Annotated in this window: 13 protein-coding genes; 7 read left to right on the plus strand and 6 right to left on the minus strand. The window is 66.5% G+C overall.

Annotation, left to right across the window (positions count from 1 at the left end; translation table 11 throughout):
* Positions 1–409: 409 nt before the first annotated feature.
* From glmS to BRC58_08725, 3 genes are all read right to left on the minus strand, one after another.
* Positions 410–2,308 (minus strand): glutamine--fructose-6-phosphate transaminase (isomerizing), encoded by a 1,899-nt coding sequence (gene glmS / locus BRC58_08715; GenBank protein ID PSP16560.1) that lies wholly within the window; start codon positions 2,306–2,308, stop codon positions 410–412.
* Positions 2,309–2,479: 171 nt separating this feature from the next.
* Positions 2,480–2,725, minus strand: coding sequence for a photosystem I iron-sulfur center protein PsaC (locus BRC58_08720; GenBank protein ID PSP16561.1), 246 nt, complete (start codon positions 2,723–2,725; stop codon positions 2,480–2,482).
* A gap of 126 nt (positions 2,726–2,851) precedes the next feature.
* Entirely contained in the window at positions 2,852–3,733 is an 882-nt protein-coding gene (locus BRC58_08725; protein ID PSP16562.1) for an aspartoacylase, read from the minus strand.
* A 100-nt stretch (positions 3,734–3,833) separates the two neighbouring features.
* Here BRC58_08725 and BRC58_08730 point away from each other — a divergent pair, with 100 nt between their 5' ends.
* Positions 3,834–4,211 (plus strand): hypothetical protein, encoded by a 378-nt coding sequence (locus BRC58_08730; GenBank protein ID PSP16563.1) that lies wholly within the window; start codon positions 3,834–3,836, stop codon positions 4,209–4,211.
* Here the strand turns inward: BRC58_08730 and BRC58_08735 are convergent.
* Positions 4,208–5,209, minus strand: coding sequence for a methionyl-tRNA formyltransferase (locus BRC58_08735; GenBank protein ID PSP16564.1), 1,002 nt, complete (start codon positions 5,207–5,209; stop codon positions 4,208–4,210). The two genes, BRC58_08730 and BRC58_08735, sit on opposite strands and share 4 nt — an antisense overlap.
* Before the next feature lie 82 nt (positions 5,210–5,291).
* Here BRC58_08735 and BRC58_08740 point away from each other — a divergent pair, with 82 nt between their 5' ends.
* Complete coding sequence (locus BRC58_08740) at positions 5,292–6,833, plus strand: GTP-binding protein (protein ID PSP16565.1); 1,542 nt, start codon at positions 5,292–5,294, stop codon at positions 6,831–6,833.
* A gap of 9 nt (positions 6,834–6,842) precedes the next feature.
* Here BRC58_08740 and BRC58_08745 read toward each other — a convergent pair whose 3' ends face one another.
* Entirely contained in the window at positions 6,843–9,026 is a 2,184-nt protein-coding gene (locus BRC58_08745) for a polyribonucleotide nucleotidyltransferase (GenBank protein PSP16566.1), read from the minus strand.
* Between the two features lie 141 nt (positions 9,027–9,167).
* On the opposite strand from BRC58_08745, the gene BRC58_08750 reads away from it, so the two are divergent.
* The 5 genes from BRC58_08750 to BRC58_08770 all read left to right on the plus strand — a co-directional run bounded on the left by BRC58_08750 (position 9,168) and on the right by BRC58_08770 (position 15,769).
* A complete protein-coding gene (locus BRC58_08750; GenBank protein ID PSP16567.1) occupies positions 9,168–12,329 on the plus strand; it encodes an ATP-dependent helicase in 3,162 nt (1,053 codons plus the stop codon).
* 56 nt (positions 12,330–12,385) lie between these two features.
* A complete protein-coding gene (locus tag BRC58_08755) occupies positions 12,386–12,859 on the plus strand; it encodes a DUF4079 domain-containing protein (GenBank protein ID PSP16568.1) in 474 nt (157 codons plus the stop codon).
* Between the two features lie 151 nt (positions 12,860–13,010).
* The gene (locus BRC58_08760; protein ID PSP16569.1) at positions 13,011–13,679 is read left to right on the plus strand and encodes an epimerase; all 669 of its coding nucleotides are present in this window, start codon (positions 13,011–13,013) and stop codon (positions 13,677–13,679) included.
* 12 nt (positions 13,680–13,691) lie between these two features.
* A complete protein-coding gene (locus BRC58_08765) occupies positions 13,692–14,594 on the plus strand; it encodes a DUF4434 domain-containing protein (protein PSP16570.1) in 903 nt (300 codons plus the stop codon).
* Positions 14,595–14,599: 5 nt separating this feature from the next.
* Positions 14,600–15,769 carry an N-acylglucosamine 2-epimerase gene (locus tag BRC58_08770; protein PSP16571.1) on the plus strand — a complete coding sequence of 390 codons (1,170 nt, stop codon included), beginning with the start codon at positions 14,600–14,602 and terminating at the stop codon, positions 15,767–15,769.
* 4 nt (positions 15,770–15,773) lie between these two features.
* On the opposite strand, the gene BRC58_08775 is transcribed toward BRC58_08770, so the two are convergent.
* A complete protein-coding gene (locus BRC58_08775; protein PSP16572.1) occupies positions 15,774–16,049 on the minus strand; it encodes a hypothetical protein in 276 nt (91 codons plus the stop codon).
* Positions 16,050–16,215: the final 166 nt, after the last annotated feature.

Consider the following 16,215-nt stretch of genomic DNA (forward strand, 5'->3'; position numbering starts at 1 on the left):
GCGAAGCCCTTGACGGGGGGGGGTGAACTGCTGGGAAGGCCCACCCCTTGCCAGAGGTGTAGGGGCGGCTGTCGTTCGTGGTGCTAACCATGTCAGCTTCCCTCGCCTCGCCTGCCTTTTGCCGCGCGCCGTTCCCCGTTCCGTTTGCCGCCTTGCGCGCGGTCGGGGCTAGTTCGTCAACTGCCGCCCCTCGCGGCACAGCTACTCGGGCTGGGTCTGCCGGGTCTACTTCCCCAGCCACAGCCTCGCTCGCCACTAGCAGCTTCCGCGGCACCCGGTACAACCTGCCCTTCGTCCGGGTACGCCGTCAGGGGCAGTGGTGGGTGGCCTCGGTGCTGTTGGGCGCTGCCCCAGCCAGTGGCAGGAGCAAATTCGATAAGCAACTTGTCACCAAAAGGGCGTTAGCCTGCTACTCCACCGTGACCGACTTGGCCAAATTGCGCGGCTGGTCTACATCCAGCCCGCGGCGGGCGGCAATATAGTAGGACAGCAGCTGCAGCGGCACCACCGACAGAAACGGCGACAGCCACTCGTCCACACCCGGCACCGGAAGCAGTTGGTCGAAGGTGGCGCTAGCTTCGGTATCTTCTAGGGCCGTCACGCCAATCAGGTGTGCGTCCCGGGCTTTGGCTTCCTCGGCGTTGGAGATGACTTTGTCGTACACCTGCCCGGGCATGGCCACTGCCACCACCGGCACGTTGTCATCCAGCAGCGCAATCGGGCCGTGCTTCATCTCGCCGGCTGGGTAGCCCTCAGCGTGGAGGTAGCTGATCTCTTTGAGCTTGAGCGCGCCCTCCAGCGCAATGGGAAAATTGATGCCGCGCCCAATGAAAATAAAGTCGCGGGTTTCTTTAAACTCGTGGGCCAGCGCTTCGATCGCTTCTTCCCGGCTCTCCAGCACCAGCTCGATTTGAGCCGGTAGCTGGCGCAGGCCATCCACCATCTGCTGGAGGCGATCGGGCGGCAGCGCCTGGCGGCGGGCAGCCAACTCTAGGGCCAGGCAGCAAAAGCCCACTACCTGGGCCATGAATGTTTTGGTGGCGGCAACCCCAATCTCAATGCCGGCATGGGTATCGATGATGGCATCCACCGAGCGCGCCAGCGTGCTCTCGGGGCGGTTGGTCATGCCCAGCAAGCGCGCCTGCTGGGCCGGTGGGGCCTGGGCGCGCCGCTCCCGTTCCAAATTGAGCGCTGCCAGGGTGTCGGCCGTCTCGCCCGATTGGGTCACGCCCACGGTCAGGGTGTTGGCTTTGAGCGGGGTGGGCGCGTAGCGAAACTCCGAAGCGTAGTGAACGGCCGTGGGAATGCCGGCCAGTTGCTCTAGCAAGTACTTGCCAATGAGGCCGGCGTGCCAGCTCGTGCCGCAGGCCACGATCTCGACGGCCTCCAGGTCCTGGTAGAGCTGGGCCGGCAACCCCAGATCGATGGGCGAAGCGGCCGCGTAGGTCTCGGGGGTCCAGTCGTCGTTGAGATAGGCCTCCAAGCAGGCGCGCACCACCCCGGGCTGCTCGTGGATTTCTTTGAGCATGAAGTGGCGAAAGCCCTGTTTCTCTACCAGAACCGGGTTCCAGTCCAGGGTGCGCGGTTTTTTTTGCAGGCGCTCCCCAGCCAGGGTATAAATCTCGGCCCCGAGCGGCGTCAGCCGCGCCATCTCGCCATTCTCGAGCGGTAGGACGGCGTTGGTGTGCGGGATGAGCGCAGGCGTATCGGACGCGCAGAAAAACTCGCCCTGCCCAAAGCCAATGGCCAGCGGGGCTTGCTCGCGCGCGACGATCAGCTCGTCGGGATAGTCGGCGCAGACCACCGCAATGGCAAAAGCCCCCTGCAGCCGCGAGAGGGCTTTCCGGACCGCCTCGAACAGCCGCGATCGCCCATCGCTCTCCCCGTCCGCCTGTTCCAGGCACTCGGCGATCAGGTGCGGCACCACCTCCGTATCGGTGTCGGAGGCAAACGCGTGTCCCTTTTGCGCCAGCTCCTCGCGCAGCGGGCGGTGGTTTTCCACAATGCCGTTTTGCACCACCGCGATGCGTTGGTTGCCATCCAGGTGAGGGTGGGCGTTGTGCTCTTCCGGCTTGCCGTGGGTGGCCCAGCGCGTGTGGCCGATGCCCAACTGCGCCGGCATGGGCTCGCGCTCCAGCTTTTGCCGCAGGTTGTGGAGCTTGCCTTTGGCGCGCACGCAGTGGAGCCGATCGTCCCAGACGGTTGCCATACCGGCCGAGTCGTAGCCGCGGTATTCCAACCGCTCCAACCCGGCCATGAGGACATCCGTTGCCGTCTGGGGACCGATGTAGCCGACGATTCCGCACATGCCGTTGCCAGTATAAGGTGGGCACTAGCCCAGCTGACCGTAGCTTGGCTCCAAAGCTACTGCGGGCCTGCCAGAACGTCAAGATTGCCCCAGCCCAAAAAAAAGAGAGGAACGGCGTCCTCTCAGGTAGGCCTAGGCCAGCACGCGAAGCGCTGGGCGTGGCGTGCAGGGCTAGTAGGCGAGTCCCATGCTTCGGGTGGTCTCGGCCCCAAGGTAGACGCGGATGCTCAAAAAGTCCGTCGGGCAGGCCGTCTCGCACCGCTTGCAGCCAACGCAGTCCTCAGTGCGCGGCGATGAGGCAATCTGCCCGGCCTTGCACCCATCCCAGGGAACCATCTCCAGCACGTCCAGCGGGCAGGCCCGCACGCACTGGGTACAGCCAATGCAAGTATCGTAAATCTTGACGCTGTGCGACATCGCTAAGGGCTCCTTGTTCACGTGCTTGCTGTCCCGTGGGCACCTCGCTTATGCCATAAGTCTACCGCACCCGCATGGGGCACTTTTGGCGCGGGCTGCCGAACTTAAAAGTCCGTAACTTGGTGCTCAGAGCGCCATGCGCTCGGGCTGGGTCAAGCACATGGCGATGCCTTTTTCGTAGTAGGCCGCTTCGTTGACAAACACTGGGTGCACCACCTCGGGACCGTCGTAGCCGATCGCGTGGCCGTCCAAGGTCAAAAACAGCGGATCGCCGGGCGCCATGGCTTCAAAGTCCCGGCCCTGCCGCTGCGGGTGGATGAACCCATCGAGGTCGCCGTCGCTGGTCTTGGGATAGTCGATGCGGCGCTGGTGGCGGTAGACCGTCAGCGGGGGCGCGGGCTGGGACCAGCGCTGGCGGTTGAAGGCATCGATGCCATCCAGCACGGCGTGGACCAGGCGCTCGGTGGTTGCAAAGATCTCGGGGGCCAACGTGCCTGGGGTAATGGGCCCTACCTCGATGGCAAAGCCGCGGCTGGCAATGGCGTTGAGGAAGTTGGGCTCGCGCTCGGGCTCGATCCAGCTGTAAACCCCAAGGCTGGGATCGGTGGCGCACAGGCGGGCGGCGAGCTGGAAGTCAAAGGGCCCATCGCGCACGAAGATCAGGCTCGCGCCCATGTTGGCCGAGGTGGTGTGCAGATCCAGAATGAAATCGACCTGGGCGTTGCCCTTGGGCCCCAAGGCGCGATCGATTTGCTGGGCCCGGCGGTCTTCGCGCGTTGCCGGGTTGGGATCTTGCAACGCATGGCTGCCAAAGCAGCGGTTGAGGTCTTTACCCAGGTAGCGCTGGCGGGCCTGCAGGGCCTCGGGGTTGCCCAGCAGCGTCTGGGTCTCAAAGCTCTCGCGCGCGATCGCCTCGGGGTGGCGGCGGAACTTTTTGATGAGGTAGGCCCCAGTCAGTTCGTTGCCGTGAGTGCCGCCGACAATGGCGACGCGATCGATGGAGTCCATGGGGGTGGGCTAGCGCAGCGGCGGGCACGCGCTTGCCCGGCATCCGGCCGGGGCGCCAGAACGCGTTACCATCTGGTGTATCGCCCTCAGTTCCTGGCCGATGGAGCAGCGCGAGCGCGAGTCGCCTTCAACCGAGCTGATCTTAACCCATCCGCAGCAGTCGCTCGGGACGATCCACCGCAGCCGCGTAACGGGCAGCTACATTAACTGGGAAGGGCAGACCTATGCCGTGCTGGAGCGCCACCACCACTACCACTACCAGGCCGGCGGCTACCGCCTAAGCAAAGTGTCGCTCTACGTTCAGTCGGCGCAAGCCATCACCGAGACCAGCTACGTCGACGGGCGCTGGGCGATCGGCGATGCCAGCTGCCGCTTCAATGCCCGCTCCGAAATCCTGCGCTGCGCGGTCAACCCGGAGGGGCCCTGCTATAGCTGTCCCTTTTACGAACCGCTCGGCGAGGCCGCAGCCGAGGGCTAACCGTTCTCGAAGCGCTCGCCGGCGACCGGGCGCATGCCGTTGGCAAAATCGGCCCCGGATTGCGCCCGCTTGCCGCTGGGCTGCAGCGCGTGCAGCAGCAGCAGGCCATCCCCGGTTTGGACGGCCGGGCCGAGCGATTTTAAAGTCCCCGCGATCTCGCCGGGGCGAGCAGCCCCCTCAGGCGGCCAGTCATGCTGGGCCAGCTGCGACTGCCACTCGGTCGGTAGCTGCGAGCGTACGGATGCCGCCAGTGGGACGGTTGCCCGGATCTTGAGCGGCTGCTGCCGGAAGCGCGCGGTGCTGTTGGGGTAAAACCCGCGCACTTGGTTGTGAATTGCCAGGGCCGGCCGCGACCAATCCAGGGCGTAGTGCTGCTTGCGCAGCAGCGGTGCGTAGCTGGCTTGGGCCGGATCCTGCGGTTGCGGGGTCAGGGTGCCGCGCTCGAGCTGCTGCAGCGTCTCCACCAACCGGTCGGCCCCCAAATCTGCCAGCCGCTGCGAGAGCTCGCGGGCGTTCTCCAGCAAGCCCACCGCCGTCCGGGCGCGCAGCAGGATGGGCCCGGTATCCATGCCAGGCTCCATCAGCATGGTCGTTACGCCCGTTTCGGCATCGCCGTTGTAGAGGCTCCAGGCAACGGGCGAAGCCCCCCGGTGGCGGGGCAGTAGGGAGGCGTGAACGTTGACGCAGCCCAGCCGCGGTTGCGACAGCACCGCCGGCGGCAGGATTTGGCCGTAGGCCATCACGGTAACGGCATCGGCCTGCAACTGCGCCAGCTGGGCCAGGGTATCGCGGTCGTCGCGCAGGCGCTGGGGTTGCCAAACCGGTACGCCGTGGGACTGGGCCAGTTCCTTGACGGGTGGGGGCTGCAGCTGTTTGCCGCGCCCGCGCGGCCGATCGGGCTGGGTCACCACCGCTCGGACTGCAATCCCCGGCTGCGCGAGCAGGCGCTGCAGGCTGGGAACGGCAAACTCGGGCGTGCCGAAAAACGCGACTTGCATGGCAGTGCCCTCGCGGCGGCACTCGGGCTAGGCTACGGGTGCGCTCAGCGTCTCACCTCGCGCGCGCCAGCCGCAATCGTCCATGCCCTCGCCTCGCGCTGCGCTGCTTTGGCTCGCCATCGGCCTGGCTGCCCTGCTGCTGACGGTACTGCTGGCCTCGCTAGCCCAGCTGGCCGGGCAATCGCCGCTGCTGGCTGGACTGCTGCTGTTGGCGGCGATCGCGGCGGTGGCGGCGATTGCAGTCGCCCTCTACGCCAGCCGGCGATCACGCCGCCGGCGGCCGCGCCCCAGCGCACCGGCCTCCAAACCTGAAGCGGCCAGCGCCAGTTTCGAGGCCGTGCAAGAGCAAATCACCAGCATTCACGATCGCGTCGCGCGCCAGGCCCTCCAGGATCGCGCCCAGCAGCTCGCTTCCGAGTTCAACCGCCAGGAGCTGCGCGTGGTGGTCTTTGGAACCGGTTCGGCCGGCAAGACCTCGCTGGTGCGGGCGCTGCTGGGCGAGGTGGTGGGTGAGGTGTCGGCCCCCATGGGCACCACCGAGGCCGGGCAGAGCTATCGCCTCGAGCTGGCTGGGGTGGATCGCCCCATTCGCATCACCGATGCGCCCGGCATGCTGGAGGCCGGCGCCGCCGGCACCGAGCGCGAACGGGCGGCGCGGCAGCTAGCTGCTCGAGCGGACCTGCTGCTGTTGGTGGTGGACAACGACCTGCGGCAGTCGGAGCGCGAGCCGCTGGCCCAGTTGGCCGCCATGGGCAAGCGATCGCTGCTGGCGCTCAACAAAAGCGACTGCTACCCCCAACCCGAGCGCGATGCCATCCTGGCGCAGCTGCGGCAGCGCCTGAGCGAGGCGATCGCGCCTGAGGATGTGGTAGCGGTCGCTGCCGCTCCCCAACCCGTGCCCGCACGCGGCGGCGGCACCGTTCGCCCGCCGCCGCAGGTAGACGCGCTGCTCGAGCGCCTGGCAGCAGTACTGCGCGCCGAGGGCGAGACCCTAGTGGCCGACAACATCCTGCTGCAATCGCAGCGCTTGAGCGAGGAAGCCCGCGCACTCATCGACCGGCAGCGGCAGCAGCAAGCCGAGCGCACCATCCGCCGCTACCAGTGGATTGGGGGCGGCGCCATTGCCGTAACGCCGCTGCCGGGGGTGGACATGCTGGGCACCGCCGCCGTCAACGCCCAGATGGTCATGGAGCTGGGCCGCATCTACGGCTGCGAGCTGAGCTGGGACCAAGCCCGGGAACTGGCGCTGTCGCTGGGGCGGACCCTGGCCAGCCTGGGCGTGGTCAAAGGGGCGCTGGAGCTGTTTGCCAGTGCCCTGCAGCTCACCGCCGGTACCTACGCCGTGGGCAAGGCCATCCAGGGGGTGACTGCCGCCTACCTCACCCGCATTGCCGGCAAAAGCTTCATCGAGTACTTCCGCCAGGACCAAGATTGGGGCGATGGCGGCATGAGCGAGGTCGTGCAGCGCCAGTTCGAGCTCAACCGCCGGGATGCCGTCGTCCGGGCCTTCGTGCGCGAAGCTGCCGAGCGCGCGATCGCGCCACTGGGGCTCGATTCCGCTGCCCGGAGCGAACCGGCCCAGGACGACTGGCTGGAGGCGGAGCGCGACCGCGGCGAGTGGTAGGGGGCTGCCCTAGCCCGGTTGGGCTTGGGCCACCCCCTGCTCGGCCTGTTTGGCTCCGCGAGCGGCGGCGGCCTCGTCCGGGTGAATGTTGAGCCGCGTCAGGTTGAGGCGGCCCTTGCTATCGACCTCGCGGACTTTGACCACCAGCTCGTCGCCAACCGAGACTTCGTCCTCCACTTGATTGACCCGACGGTCGGCCAACTGCGAGATGTGCACCATCCCTTCCTTGCCGGGCATGATCTCGACAAACGCCCCGATGGGGATGATGCGCGTCACGCGCCCCAGATAGACATCGCCTTCGCTGAGCTTGTGCGTCATGCTTTTGACGATGTTCATGGCCTGGAGGGCATTTTCCGAATCGGCGGCGGATACGGTCACCGTCCCGTCGTCGTCGATGTCGACCTTGGCGCCGGTGCGATCGGTGATGTTTTTGATCGTGCGCCCGCCGGGGCCGATGACCAGGCCGATGAGCTCGGGGTCGATTTTGAGCGTCCGCAGCCGCGGGGCGCTGGGGGCTAGCTCCTGGCGCGGGCTGGCGATCGCAGCCTGCATCTGCTCCAGGATGTGCAGCCGCGCCGGCCGGGCCTGATGGATGGCTTGGGCGATGGTCTCCAGCGGCAATCCGGCCACCTTCATATCCATCTGCAGGGCTGTGATGCCGGTATCGGTGCCGGCCACCTTGAAGTCCATATCCCCCAGGAAATCCTCAAGGCCCTGGATGTCGGTGAGCACGCGGACTTCCTCACCTTCCTGAATCAGGCCCATGGCCGCCCCGCTGACCGGCTTGCGGATGGGGACGCCGGCATCCATCAGCGCCAGCGTCGAGCCGCAGACCGAGCCCATGGAGGTGGAGCCGTTGGAGGACAATACCTCCGAGACCACGCGCAGCACATAGGGGAACTCGTCTCGCGATGGCAGCACCGGGACCAGCGCCCGCTCGGCCAAGGCGCCGTGGCCGATCTCGCGCCGCGCAGGGGCGCGCAGCGGCTTGGTCTCGCCCACGCTGTAGGGCGGGAAGTTGTAGTGATGGAGGTAGCGCTTCTCCTCCATGGGATGGAGCTCGTCGGCCACGTTCTGGGCATCGGCTGGGGTGCCCAGCGTGACGCTCGACAGGATCTGGGTCAGCCCCCGGGTAAAGAGCCCGCTGCCGTGGACGCGGCGCGGCAAAAAGCCCACGCGGCAGGAAATGGGGCGGACCTCATCCAGCTTGCGCCCGTCGACGCGCACTTGCTCGCGCACGATCTGGTCGCGCATGAGCGCTTTGGTCAGGTCCTTAAAGGCATTGCCCACCGCCTTGCTGTCCTCGGCGGCGGTGGCGCACACCGGGTCGTCCTCGGGGAGCTCGGCGATCGCGCTCTCAACGTACTCGGTCTTGACTTCCTCGAGTGCATCGTCGCGCGCTTGCTTGTGCAGCTCGTGCTGCGACAGCACCTTGCGGATGGGCTCGGCCGCCCGCTCGCGGACGAAGGCCTCCACGTGCGGATGCGAGGTGGGGGGATCGGCTTGGGCCAGCTCCAGCCCCAGCTCCGACATCATCTCCTGCTGCGCCCGGATCAGATCCTGAACGGCCTCGTAGCCGAACTCGATGGCGTCGATGGTGTCCTGCTCCGGCAGCTGGTTGGCCCCGGACTCGACCATGTCGATCCCTTGCGGGCCGCCCGCTACGACCAGATCCAGATCCCCATACTCGACCTCGTTGTAGTTGGGATTGATGACAAAATCGTCATCCACCAGCCCAACGCGAACGCCGGCCATGGGGCCGTTGAGCGGGATCTGGGCCATAATGGCGGCCACCGAGGCCCCCGTCACCGCCAGCACGTCGGGCGGCACGTCCTCATCCAACGACAGCGTCGTTGCTACAATCTGGATATCGTCGCGAATCCAGTGGGGGATGAGGGGCCGCATGGCCCGGTCGATCAGGCGGCTGATGAGCGTCACGTTCTGGGGCGGCCGCCCCTCGCGCCGCAGGAAGCTGCCCGGAATGCGACCGGCCGCGTACTGGCGCTCCTCGTAATCGACTAGCAGCGGCAAAAAGTCGATGCCCTCGCGCGGCTCGGAGCGCGTCGCCGTTACCAGAACTGACGTCTCGCCCGAGCTGACTAGGACCGAACCGTCTGCCTGTGGAGCGAGCAGGCCGGTGTTCATTACAATATCCTTTCCACTAAAGGATATTGTCTTTTGGAATTCTTGCATTAGCGCGCGTATCCTTCTCTCGCTATCACGTTTCTGTCTCGATGGCAATCCTAGCACCTCGATCCGGGGCCAGCCGAGCGGGAGCGGCCTGGATCGGCGGGGATTTTGCCCGCCTAGCGGGCGGCAGTAAAACGGCAGTTTATGGCGACCCTGCACGGTAGTTGGATCCTCGACGCTGAGCCCAGCGCGCTTTTGGTATGGGGCGAGACTTGGCGCCCCCGCCGCCAACGCCGCAAGCCCGGCAAGCGCAAGCAGCTGCCCGCCCACCCATTCGCGCTCGGCCGCCGCGAGTTGCGCGCCCAGCTGCTCGAGCGCGGCTTGATCCCCGATGCCGAAACGGCGCCACTAACGGGGGCCCCCTTATCCGAGCGCGAGCGCCGCCAAGCTGCGATCCTGCCCACGCAGCGCTCGGCCCGCGGGGAGCCGCAGCAGCCGCTGCTAGCGCGCAAGCTGCGCGAGGAAGGCGCTGCCGAGGGACTGGGGCTCCACGCCTGGAAGGTGGAGGGCCTGGCCCTGACGCCGCTGGAGGCGACGCAGCTGCTGCAGGCGCTGCCGTTGGGGGCAACGGCCGCCGCCGAGCGCGACATTGGCGATGAGCTGCGGTTCTGGGCCCACGCTTACCGCTGGAGCCTGGAGCTGCTGGCGCGGGACAAGTTCTTACCCGCGATCGCGGAGCAGGGCGAAGGCGAAGCCGCCGGCACGTGGCAACCGCTGCTCGATAGCGCCGCGGATCAGGCGCGCTTTCGGCGCCTGGCACAGCAAATGCCCGATGCCTGCCGGGCCTCGGTCAGCGACTGGCGGGATCCGGCCCTGCCCTCGCCGCAGGCGCTGCTGCTGGACTTTATCGCCAGCACGCTCGACGTGCAGCTGCGGCACTGGCTCGAAACCAGCGTTCCGCCCGTCAAAGATGCCGCGCTCAAGCGCTGGCTGAACGCCCTCTCGGCCCCGCAAGGCGACTTTGCCATCGAGGTCCTGGATCGTCGCCGCCTGAGCAAAGCCCTCGAGACCTGGACGCTGCCGGTACGGGACTATCTGGGATCGCAGGCGCTGCGCAAGCTGGGCCCCAACCAATTCCGCACCTGCTTTGCCCTGCAGCCGCCGCCGCAAGGCAGCGAGACCTGGACGCTGCGCTACGGCCTGCAGGCGATCGACGATGAGTCCCTGTTTGTCGATGCCGAGACTGTCTGGCAGCACCCCGAGGAGCAGATCGTCTACCAGCAGCGCCCCATCGAGCGCCCGCAGGAGCTGCTGCTAACCGGGTTGGCTCTGGCCGCGCAGCTGCACTCGGCCGTAGCCGAGACCCTAGAGCAAGCCTGCCCAGTGGCCTGCTCGCTCGATCCGGTGCAGGCCTACGAGTTCGTCAAAGGCAGCGCTTGGCGCCTGCGCGACAGCGGCCTGGGCACGATCCTGCCGCCGGGGCTGACCCCGGGCAGCAGCGAAAAGCGCCTGGGGCTCAAAATCCGCGCCCAGGCGCCCCAGCGCCAGCAGCTGGGGTTGCAGGGACTGCTGCAGTTCCAGTGGGATCTGGCCATCGGCGATCGCGCCCTCTCGCGCGAGGAGTTCGAGCGCCTGCTGGCGCAGCAATCCCCGCTGGTCGAGGTGGATGGGGAATGGGTAGCCCTACAGCCCGCCGATGTCAAGGCGGCCCAGGCCATGCTGGATGAATCCGGCAATGGCAGCATGCAGCTCTCGGTCGAGGATGCGGTGCGCTTGAGCACTGGCGAGACCCAGACCCTGGACAAGCTGCCGGTGGTGGATTTTGAGGCCTCGGGCGAGCTGCAGGCGCTGGTGACCGACCTCAGCGATACCCAAGCCCTGGAGCCCATTCCCACGCCCCAAGGGTTCCGCGGCGAGCTGCGCTCCTACCAGCGCTGGGGCGCGAGCTGGCTGGCCTTTCTGGCGCGCTGGGGCTTGGGCGCTTGCCTGGCCGATGACATGGGCCTGGGCAAAACCATCCAGGTGCTGGCCCTGCTGCTGCACCGCCAGGAGCGCGCGGAGCTGCACGCGCCCACGCTGCTGGTCTGCCCCACCTCCGTGCTGGGTAACTGGCAGCGGGAGGTGCAGCGCTTTGCCCCCACCCTGGCCAGCTACCTCCACCACGGCCCTGATCGCCCCCAGGGCGAGGTTTTCGAGCGCCAGGCCCGGCAGGCCGATCTGGTGGTGACCAGCTACGCGCTGGCCCTGCGCGATGCCCCCACGCTACAGGCGGTGGACTGGCAGGGTGTCGTGCTGGATGAGGCCCAAACCATCAAAAACCCGCGCGCCAAGCAGTCCCAGGCCGTCCGCCAGCTGGCCGCCAGCTTCCGCATCGCGCTCACCGGGACCCCCATCGAGAACCGCTTGGCGGAGCTGTGGTCCATCCTGGACTTTCTCAATCCGGGGTATTTGGGCACGCAGCAGTTTTTCCAGCGCCGCTTTGCTGTTCCCATCGAGCGCTACGGCGACGGCGATTCGCTGCGGACGCTGCGATCGCTGGTGCGGCCGTTCATCCTGCGGCGGACCAAAACCGATGCCGATATCGTGCGCGACCTGCCGCGCAAGCAGGAAGCCAACGTCTACTGCGGCCTCAGCCGCGAGCAAGCCGATCGCTACCAGCAGCTGGTGGATGCGGCCCTCGCCGATTTGGAAGGCAGCGAGGGCATGCAGCGGCGGGGCAAGATCCTGACGCTGTTGATGCAGCTCAAGCAACTCTGCAACCACCCCGCTCTGTTGCTGAACGAACCCCAGCTCGATGGCCCCGAGCGCTCGGGCAAGCTGCTGCGCCTGAGCGAGATGCTAGAAGAAATTGCAGCCGAAGGCGATCACGCGCTCATCTTTACCCAGTTCGCCCAGTGGGGCAAGCTGCTCCAACCCTATCTGGAGCAGCGCCTGGGCGGGGAAGTGCCGTTTCTGTACGGCGCCACGCGCAAACAGCAGCGCGAAGAGATGGTGGATCGCTTCCAAAACGATCCCGCCGGGCCGCGCGCGTTCATCCTCTCCATCAAGGCCGGGGGCACGGGGCTCAACCTCACCCGTGCCAACCACGTCTTTCACATCGATCGCTGGTGGAACCCGGCCGTGGAAGACCAAGCCACCGATCGCACCTTCCGCATCGGCCAGACCCGCAACGTGCAGGTGCACAAATTCGTCTGCAGCGGCACCCTGGAGGAGCGCATCGACGCCGCGATCGCCAGCAAGCGGGAGCTGGCCGAGCAGACCGTCGATGCCGGCGAGGAGTGGCTCTCGGAGCTGGATACGGACAGCCTGCGCGATTTGGTTCTGCTGGACCGCCAAGCCGTTATGGACGCCGATGGCGGGGGCTGAGCCGCCCGCTGTGCTAGTTTCCAAGTGGCGATCCGCGATGGGGGGCGAGCCCTGCCATGGAAGGCTTGATTCCCGAATCCGTCAAAACGTGGGCCCAATTTTTCCACCCGGTGGTGATGCTGGGGCTGTTTGCCGCTACACTCTACGCGCTCTATCTGGGGCTGCAGGTGCGGCGCACGCGCACCACTGAGGACCCCAACCAACGCAAGGAACTTGCCAAGCAGCGCTTCAACGTCCGCCACCACCAAGTAGGGGGCGTGCTGCTGGCGCTGATCCCCATGGGCGCCATAGGCGGAATGGCGGTAACCTATCTTAACAACGGCAAGCTCTTTGTCATCCCGCACCTGTTTGCCGGGTTGGGGGTCGTAGCGTTGGTGGCCCTCTCGGCAGCGCTGGTGCCGTTCATGCAGCAGGGCCAGCTCTGGGCGCGCTACACCCACATCAGCCTCAACGGTCTGGTTGTTGCCCTGTTCGGCTGGCAGGCCGTTTCCGGCGCGCAGATCCTGCTCGAGATTGTCGCCAACCTCTAGCGCACCCGGCAGGAACCCGACTGGTACCGGCGACGTCCCGCAAGGGCGCAGCCCTGCGCTCGAGGCGATCCGGCCCCGCCCAGATCGCCTCGCAAAGCAGCCTGCAACCCGCTAGAGTAGAAAGCCCCACCCCGCAAAACAGGAGCCCCCCATGAAGGCATTCGTCGCTGGTGCCACCGGTGAGACTGGGCAGTGCATCGTTCAAGAACTGGTCCAGCGCGGCATTCCCATCCGCGCCTTGGTGCGCAACTTGGAGCACGGGCAGAAGCTGCTGCCGCTAGAGGCTGAGCTAGTGGTGGGTGACGTCCTGCAGCCCCAGCGGCTCGAGGAAGCCATGGGCGACAGCACGATCGCCTTCAGCGCTATCGGAGCGCGGCCCAGCCTAGACCCTAGCGGTCCCTACCAAGTCGACTGCCGAGGCAACCAAAACCTGATCGACACCGCCCGGGCCAAGGGCATCGAGCACTTTGTGCTGGTTTCCTCGCTTTGCACGTCCCGCTTGCTCCATCCGCTCAATCTGTTCTGGTTGGTGCTGCACTGGAAAAAGCGTGCCGAGGACTACCTGCAACAGAGCGGGCTGACCTACACCATTGTGCGCCCTGGGGGGCTACGCAACCAAGACGCGCCGGATGCGATCGTCATGTCGCCCGCTGATACGCTCACCGACGGCAGCATTCCGCGCGCGAAAGTGGCCCAAACCTGCGTCGAGGCTCCCTTCCAGCCTGCGGCGGCCAACACCATTGTTGAAATCGTCGCCCGCCAGGATGCACCCGCCCAACAGTGGCCCCAGCTGTTCGCGCAGGCGACTGGCTCAGCCTAAGGCTGAATTGCCATGGCCATCACGGGCACGTTCCTGGACGAAATCACCCACGATATCCCTTCCCAGAACTGGGGACCGCGGGAATGGGCGCGCGATTTCGATGCCATGCGCGCCATCGGCATCGACACTGTCATCCTGATCCGCGTGGGCTACCGGCAGCAGGCCACCTTCGACTCGCGCGTCCTCAACGACAAGATCGGGATGCTGCCGGCCTACACCGATCTGGTGGATCTGTTCCTGCACGAGGCCGAGCGCTGCGGCATGCAGCTGTTCGTGGGCACCTACGACTCCGGTACCTACTGGCACCAAGGGCAGTACCAACAGGAGGCGGACCTCAATAAAGCCGTTTGCGAGGAGCTGGTGGCGCGCTACGGCGATCGCGCTGCGTTTGCCGGCTGGTACGTCAGCCACGAGATCGATGCCTACGATGACGGCATGCTGGGGGTCTATCAGGACCTGGCCCAGCACCTGCGCCGCCTCAAGGATGTCCCCATCCTGATCTCGCCCTACATCCGCGGCTGCAAGCAGTTTGGGGAAGCGGCGCTCTCGCTAGCGCAGCACTGGCAGGAGTGGGATGCCGCGCTCGCCCGCCTGGCCGGCCATGTGGACATCGTGGCCTTCCAGGATGGCAACGTTGCGCTAAGCGAGCTGCCGCACTACCTCCACACCCACCAGCAGCTGGCAGCGCGCTACGGCATGCAAAGCTGGAGCAATGTGGAATCGTTTGATCGCGACATGCCCTTTAAGTTCCCGCCCATCGACTTTCGCAAGCTGCGCTACAAGATCGAGCGCGCGCGCGAGGCGGGGGTGAGCAAGCTCGTCACCTTCGAGTTTTCTCACTTTATGAGCCCCCACGCCAGCTACCCGGCGGCCCGCCACCTGTACGATCGCTACCGCGAGTGGTTGCAGCTGTAGGTCCCGTGCCCGCAACGGCCATTACCCAATACCGCCAAACTTACGAACGGGAGCTGCTGGAGCGCGTCCTTCCCTTTTGGACCCGCCACTCCCCCGATCCCCGCCACGGGGGCTATTTCAACTGCCTGGATCGCGACGGCACGGTCTACGACACCACCAAGCACGTTTGGTTGCAAGGGCGGCAGGCGTGGCTGCTGAGCGCCCTCTACTGCGATTGGGAGCAGCGCCCCGAGTGGCTGGATCTGGCCCGCTCGGGGGTGGCATTCCTGCGCCAGCACGCCATCCGTCCGGATGGGCGAGTTTTTTTCTCGCTGGCGGCGGACGGCCAGCCCTGCTACCTGCAGCGCAAGATCTTCTCCGAGTGCTTTTACGTCATGGCCCTGGCCGCCTTTGCCCGAGCCGCCGAGCGCCCGGCGCTGTGGCGCGAGGCCTGGGCCGAGTTCGAGCGCGTCTGGCACTGGGCCGACGATTGGACGCAGCTGGGCCGCCCGGCCTACCCCGGCCAAGCGGCCGCCCAAACCCTGGCAGTGCCCCTCATCCTGCTCAACGTGCTGGAGGTCCTGGCCGGGGACGACCCGGCCGCCTATGCGGCCGAGGCTGAGGCCTGCATCCGCCGCCTGCAGCGCCACGTTGGCCCACAGCAGTCCTGCCCGCTGGAGACCGTCGCCCCCGATGGCAGCCGCCTGCCCGGGGCCGAGGGCCGGCTCATCAACCCCGGCCACGCCATTGAAGCCGGCCTGTTCCTGCAGCGCTGGGCGCAGCGCCTAGCGCGCCCCGAGCTCTCCCAGCAGGCGCTAGCAATCGTGCGCGACGCATTCCAGACCGGCTGGGATAGCGAGTGCGGTGGCCTCTACTACTTTTGGGATGCCCAGGGCTACTCGCCCACGCCGCTGGAGTGGTTCATGAAACTGTGGTGGCCTCACTGCGAAGCGCTCCACGCGCACCTACTGAACTACACCATCACGGGCGAGTCAGCCGATTGGGCCGCCTTCGAGCGGGTCCACGCCTATGCCTTCGAGCGCTTTCGCGATCCCGCCTGCGGCGAGTGGTTTGGCTATCTGGACCGCCAGGGCAATGTCACCCACCGCTTCAAGGGAGGGCCGTTTAAAGGCTGCTTTCACCTGCCCCGCGCCCTATGGCACTGCTGGTGCCTACTGCGGCAGCTGGAGTCCTAGCGGCCTACAGCCGGGCGCTCAAATACTCGCGATAGAGCGGGCAGCGCGGCACGGCGCGATCGCGCTGCAAGCGGATCAGCCCTGCCTGCTCCAGCCGGTAGCTCAAGTGGGGCAGCAGCGGCACCGGCAGCGCGTTGTAGACCACGGCCTGCATGGCCTCGGTGAGCTCGCTGTCGGCGTGCAGCAGCTGCAGGTAGCGCTGCAGGTGGCAGCGGTAAATGCCTCGCTCGGTGGGCGCCGTTTGCAGCAGTTGCGGAAGCGATTGCTCGCCCAGCCACAAGCGATCCAGTTCCAGCTGGATAAGGGGTGGTCCTTCCCCAATCGCAACGAAAAGCTAATACTACAGTCGCGGATTGGCTCTACAATCGCTGTGGCAGGCAATTGAGGGCTCGCCAATCCGTGGACGCCATAACCGTATCCAGCTGGGGCAAGCTTGGGCAGCCGGG

The sequence above is a fragment of the Cyanobacteria bacterium QS_8_64_29 genome, assembly GCA_003022125.1.
Taxonomy (GTDB): Bacteria; Cyanobacteriota; Cyanobacteriia; order Cyanobacteriales; family Rubidibacteraceae; genus QS-8-64-29.

Excerpts from the sequence above, each read along its gene's own strand:
- glmS (PSP16560.1), bottom strand. The coding sequence starts at position 2,308 with ATGTGCGGAATCGTCGGCTACATCGGTCCCCAGACGGCAACGGATGTC.
- BRC58_08720 (PSP16561.1), bottom strand. The coding sequence starts at position 2,725 with ATGTCGCACAGCGTCAAGATTTACGATACTTGCATTGGCTGTACCCAG.
- BRC58_08725 (PSP16562.1), bottom strand. The coding sequence starts at position 3,733 with ATGGACTCCATCGATCGCGTCGCCATTGTCGGCGGCACTCACGGCAAC.
- BRC58_08730 (PSP16563.1), top strand. The coding sequence starts at position 3,834 with ATGGAGCAGCGCGAGCGCGAGTCGCCTTCAACCGAGCTGATCTTAACC.
- BRC58_08735 (PSP16564.1), bottom strand. The coding sequence starts at position 5,209 with ATGCAAGTCGCGTTTTTCGGCACGCCCGAGTTTGCCGTTCCCAGCCTG.
- BRC58_08740 (PSP16565.1), top strand. The coding sequence starts at position 5,292 with ATGCCCTCGCCTCGCGCTGCGCTGCTTTGGCTCGCCATCGGCCTGGCT.
- BRC58_08745 (PSP16566.1), bottom strand. The coding sequence starts at position 9,026 with ATGCAAGAATTCCAAAAGACAATATCCTTTAGTGGAAAGGATATTGTA.
- BRC58_08750 (PSP16567.1), top strand. The coding sequence starts at position 9,168 with ATGGCGACCCTGCACGGTAGTTGGATCCTCGACGCTGAGCCCAGCGCG.
- BRC58_08755 (PSP16568.1), top strand. The coding sequence starts at position 12,386 with ATGGAAGGCTTGATTCCCGAATCCGTCAAAACGTGGGCCCAATTTTTC.
- BRC58_08760 (PSP16569.1), top strand. The coding sequence starts at position 13,011 with ATGAAGGCATTCGTCGCTGGTGCCACCGGTGAGACTGGGCAGTGCATC.
- BRC58_08765 (PSP16570.1), top strand. The coding sequence starts at position 13,692 with ATGGCCATCACGGGCACGTTCCTGGACGAAATCACCCACGATATCCCT.